The sequence below is a fragment of the Streptomyces sp. NPDC057474 genome (genome assembly GCF_042802555.1).
In the GTDB taxonomy this organism is placed as follows: domain Bacteria; phylum Actinomycetota; class Actinomycetes; order Streptomycetales; family Streptomycetaceae; genus Streptomyces.
On record NZ_JBHVDX010000403.1, the window covers coordinates 1 to 4,660 of the forward strand.

Consider the following 4,660-nt stretch of genomic DNA (forward strand, 5'->3'; position numbering starts at 1 on the left):
GCAGGACCCTTCTCTTTCAGGCCCGCATGGCCTGGTCTTTCAGGGGCGCGGGGAACTGCGCGAGCGACCACGATCCACTCGCGCCCGAAGACCTCACCGCGGGGGTCGAACGGGCGCAGCCCCTGGGATGGGACGGGTAGGGGCGGCGGGGCGAAACAAACCCCGTCAGGCAATCGGCGCGCCGTACCCGTCCTTGTACTGCTCCTGCTCAAACGGCTCAGGATCCCGCGGCCCGAACAACGCGGTCAGCCCAAGGTGCACCAGCAACCCCGCCAGCGGCCAGGCCAGCAGCGCGCCCTTCGCACCGAGCTTGAGCGGCGCCGAGAACGTCACCTCCTGCCCGACCTCCTTCGCCCGCGCCGCGACATCGGTCTCGGGCCCGAGCCACACCCCGAGCCGCCACGCCAGCACGGCCCCCAGCAGCCCGCCGACCGTGAGCGCCACGACGAGGGGCACCCCGCCACGCCGGCGCAACAGGAAGACGACGAGCGCGCTCAGCGCACCGGCGCCCAGGGCCAGCAGCGTGAACGTTCCGTCGACACCGACGGCCTGTTCGCCCTCGGTGTCCTTGAAGTAGACCGCCGACCCGTCGGAGACGAGCGGTACGTGCGGCGCGAGCCACCACCACAGAAGACCGAGCAGCGCGCCGCCGAGCAGCGCCATGACCGCGGTGACGACGGCGGCCTCGATCAGCTCGGTCCTCAACCCGGGGCCGGCCGGCTTCTCCGGCTCGTACCAGAGTTCCGCCTCGCCCCCACCGCTGGTGGGCGGTGGAGCCCAGGGGTCGTTCGGGGACTGGTTGTGCGGCGGCGGAGGAGGAGTCAACGGTGCGGTCACTCTGCCATCGTGCCAGGCGCGGCTGCGCGCCGCGTCACCGGACGGCGGCCCGCCGGTACGCCCAGGTGGCGACCGCGAGCGAGACGACCCCGACGCCCGCGCACACGGCGAGGTCACCGAGCACGAAGGCCCAGTCCGGATTCGGCCCGAAGGTCCGTGCGAGGGCATCCACGCCGTACGTCGAGGGCAGCAGATCCCGTGCGAACCGGACGAAGCCCGGCATCCGGTCGGCCGGCAGCACGCCCAGCAGCAGCGCCGCCGACATACCCAGCTGCCCGAGCACGGTGGCGAGTTCGGGACGCGGGGCGAGCAGGCCCAGCGCGGCGCCCAGCCCGGCGAGCGCGGCCCCGGCGAGCGGGATCACGGCGGCGAGCACCCAGAGGTGGGTCAGCGGCAGCCCGAAGAGCACACAGCCGAAGACGGCGGTCACGAGGGTCCCCGGCACGGTGAAGGAGGCATACGCCCCCGCCGCGCCCAGCACCACCGCCGCCGGCGGCACGGGCAGCGTCGCGTAGTGATCGAGCCCACCGCTGGAGCGCAGCTGCCCGAAGTACTGGGCCAGCAGGTTCAGTGCGACGAAGGCGACGACGAGCACCGCCGAACCGGCGACCACGGCGTGCGCCTCGGCCCCGCCGTCCACGACTCCACGCATCAGGATCATGATCCCGATGGACTGGAAGGTGGCCACGAACAGCAGCGGGATCCGCGCGACCCGCGCCCGGGAGAGCTGCGCGCGGTACACCGCGCAGAGCGACGGCCACAGCCGCGCGCGGGGCCCGAGCTCGGCGGCTCCGCGCTCCACGCGCTCCTCTGCGGCCAGGGCCTTGCCCGGCAGGATCTCGGCGGGTACGACACTCACGTCGAGTTGCTCCTCTTCGCTTCGGCTGTCGCCCATTTTCGTACGGCTGCGGCAGCCCTGCCGTTCACGTCCGCATCGACTGTTCTCCGGCTCACGCCCGCGTCCCTCACCCCTTGACCAGCCCCTGTGCGCTGCCCGCGCTGCCGCCGAGTGCCAGGTAGACGTCCTCCAGGCTCGGCGTGGCGAGGGTGAAGTCGTCGAGCGCCACGAAGGCGGCGCCCCCGGTCACCGTCGCCACCACCGCGCGCGCCTCCTCGGGCGCGAGCCGGAGCGTCCAGCGGCGCCCTGACTCCACGGCGCGCGGGCGCAGCGCGGCGACCTCGGGGACGTCCAGCGGGGCCTTCTCCCGCCACACCAGCTCGACGCGCACCTCACCCGCGACCTGCTCCTTCAGTCCGGCAGGGGTGTCGCAGGCGATGACCCGCCCTTTGTCGAGGACGGCGACCCGGTCGAGCACGGTCTCCGCCTCGATGACGTTGTGGGTGACCAGCAGGACGGTGGTGCCGGACTCGGCCCGCCGCCGGTCGACGGCGGCCCACACGGCCCGTCGGGCCACCGGGTCCATGCCGCTGGTCGGTTCGTCGAGCACGAGCAGCGGCCGCTCCCCGACGAGCGCGGTGGCGAAACAGGCGAGCCGCCGCTGCCCGCCGGACAGCTTCTTCAGGGGTCGTGCGGCGAGCCCGGTCAGCCCCAGCTCCTCCAGCACCGCGTCCCGCTCGGCCCGCGCCCGCCGTACCTCCAGTCCGCGCAGCCGCCCGGTGGTCTCCGCGGCCAGGGCCACGGTCAGCTCATCGAGGGCGGTCGACTCCTGCCCCAGATAGGCGAGGATCCGAGAGGCCCGCTCGGGATGCCGCACGATGTCGTGGCCCAGAATGTCGACGGTGCCGTCATCGGGCCGCATCAGCCCGGTCAGCTGCCGTACGAGAGTGGTCTTGCCCGCCCCGTTGGGCCCGAGCAGCCCGAAGATCTCCCCGCGCCGGACCTCCAGAGCCACCGCGTCATTGGCCCGCACCTCGGGAGTCGCCGGTGTACCCCGCCGCCCCCGCGTCGCCGGGTACGTCTTGGTGAGCCCCCGCACAGCACACACGACGTCCCCACCGTGCCGGATCGCCTGTGCCGTACGCGTACTCACGAGGAACGAGCCTACGGGGTCCTGGGCGCCGTTTTTCCTCCGGGTCACCCCAGCCGAGCCCCAAAGGGGCGCGGGGCTGTCACATATGCGGCTCCGCCGCGTGGGCGACCAGCCACAACGAACCCGCAGTCGCCCACGAACAGTCGGCCCCGAGCCACTGGGCGCCCCTACCGCTCCCCCGCAGGCGCATGCTCCGCCCCCGTACGCACATCGATCTCCCGCCAGAACCCGGCCCGAATCGCATACCGGTCATGCTCATCGATCTGATCGTCCTTGTGCGCCAGCAGCCCGAACCGAGCCGCGTACCGCAACAACTCCCCGTCCACCCGATGCGGCACCCGCGGATACATCCCCGACAGCTTCTGCAGATGCGACTGATCGGTCAGCCGGGCCATCCACCGCCGTGCGAACACCTGCCCGACCTCGAAGGGGTCACCCCCCACCGTCGTGATGTCCTCCTCCCGGTCGGCCCACCGCTGCTCCGCCGTCGTCAGCTGCGCCAGCGTCGGCATTGCCGCCGCCTCCGGCGGCTCCGCCGCGCCCCCGGGCCGGTCCACCCACCCCTTGTCGGAGGACCACCGCAACGTGGCCGTCGCCGGATGCTGCGCGGCGTGCGCCCCGGGCCCCCGCATCGCCGCCAAATCCTTCGGCGTCGGTACGCCCTTGGGGGTTGCCGCCCGTTCCTCGGTGCCGTTGCGCCCCGCACCCGCCGAGGCGTGCTCGGCCTCGGCCTGCCGTTCGGCGGCGGCCGCGTGGGCCGACTCGGGCAGTGGCGCCGACAGGATCGCGGCGATCTCCGGCCGCGGCACCGGCTGCGGCGCGCAGATCCCGCCGAGGTCCTTGGCGCGTACGGCCTTGGTGATCCACATCCGGTCGAGCACACGCCGCTCGTCGGCCTCGGCGACCAGGTCCTCGGACTGGTTGTAGTCGCCGTCGGCGGCCTGCACGGCCCACAGGTGTACGGCGACGCCGTGCTCCTTGGCGGCCATCATGCCCGGCAGCAGATCCCCGTCGCCGGTCACGAGCACCACGTCGGAGCAGGCGCGGTTGCGGGCCAGCTCGGTCAGTTCGGCGTGCATGGCGGCGTCCACGCCCTTCTGCGCCCACCGCCCGTCGCTCCGGGTCAGCGCGCCGAGCCGGACGGTGACCCGGGGCATCACGCGCAGCCTGCGGTGCTCGGGCTGCGGGACGCGGTCGGGGGCGCCGTCGAACCAGTAGATGCGCAGCAACGGCCGCTCGGTGTCGGCCTCGGCGCGCTCGCGCAGCCCCTGGATGAGGGCGGCGTGATCGACGGTGATGCGGGAGCGGGAGGGTTCTCCGGCGAGGAGGCTGGCGGCCGCGCCGAGCAGATACCCGGCGTCCACCAGGACGATGCAGCGGTCCACGCGATCCACCCTCTTTCCGGGGAGGTTTGCTTCGGGCTTCCTTCGAGTCTGCCCGACCACGCGGAGGTTAACGGCCGGAACTCGATCTTCGGCGTGGCGTATCAGCCGCACGCCCCCTTTCGGTGCGACACACGGCCCGACAACTCTCGTCACGGACGGTGATTTTCCGAAATGCGCGCCTTGTCATGCTATGTGAGTCTGGTCGCGGCCCTGGCCCCTAGATCCCCCGCAGGAGGCAGATCACCATGGCCAAGAACAAGAAGCAGGACCGTAAGCAGCCGCAGTCCGAGCGTGGTCAGCAGGAGGCCCAGCAGTCCTCGCTGGAGTCGCAGGCCGAGCAGCGCGCGACCCAGGTGACCCCCGGCGACATGGCCCGCAAGGGCCGGCAGAAGCGCTTCGGTCACAACTGACATAGCAGGACGGGCTGTTGCAGTCCAGGTACATCGA

Annotated in this window: 5 protein-coding genes; 1 reads left to right on the forward strand and 4 read right to left on the reverse strand. The window is 72.5% G+C overall.

All coding sequences use genetic code 11. The annotated features are described in order from the left end of the window. Positions 1-165: 165 nt before the first annotated feature. From ACFU53_RS46730 to ACFU53_RS46745, 4 genes are all read right to left on the reverse strand, one after another. Positions 166-837: a DUF2567 domain-containing protein gene (locus ACFU53_RS46730; RefSeq protein WP_384006378.1), complete on the reverse strand. Its 672-nt coding sequence runs from the start codon at positions 835-837 to the stop codon at positions 166-168. Positions 838-871: 34 nt separating this feature from the next. Further along, positions 872-1,696 (reverse strand): ABC transporter permease, encoded by an 825-nt coding sequence (locus ACFU53_RS46735; RefSeq protein ID WP_384006380.1) that lies wholly within the window; start codon positions 1,694-1,696, stop codon positions 872-874. 106 nt (positions 1,697-1,802) lie between these two features. After that, on the reverse strand, positions 1,803-2,828 hold the full coding sequence (locus ACFU53_RS46740) for an ABC transporter ATP-binding protein (protein WP_384006382.1): 1,026 nt from the start codon (positions 2,826-2,828) through the stop codon (positions 1,803-1,805). Positions 2,829-2,995: 167 nt separating this feature from the next. Then, the gene (locus tag ACFU53_RS46745; protein ID WP_384006384.1) at positions 2,996-4,213 is read right to left on the reverse strand and encodes an NYN domain-containing protein; all 1,218 of its coding nucleotides are present in this window, start codon (positions 4,211-4,213) and stop codon (positions 2,996-2,998) included. A 245-nt stretch (positions 4,214-4,458) separates the two neighbouring features. On the opposite strand from ACFU53_RS46745, the gene ACFU53_RS46750 reads away from it, so the two are divergent. Continuing rightward, the gene (locus ACFU53_RS46750) at positions 4,459-4,623 is read left to right on the forward strand and encodes a hypothetical protein (protein ID WP_086755445.1); all 165 of its coding nucleotides are present in this window, start codon (positions 4,459-4,461) and stop codon (positions 4,621-4,623) included. Positions 4,624-4,660 lie beyond the last annotated feature (37 nt).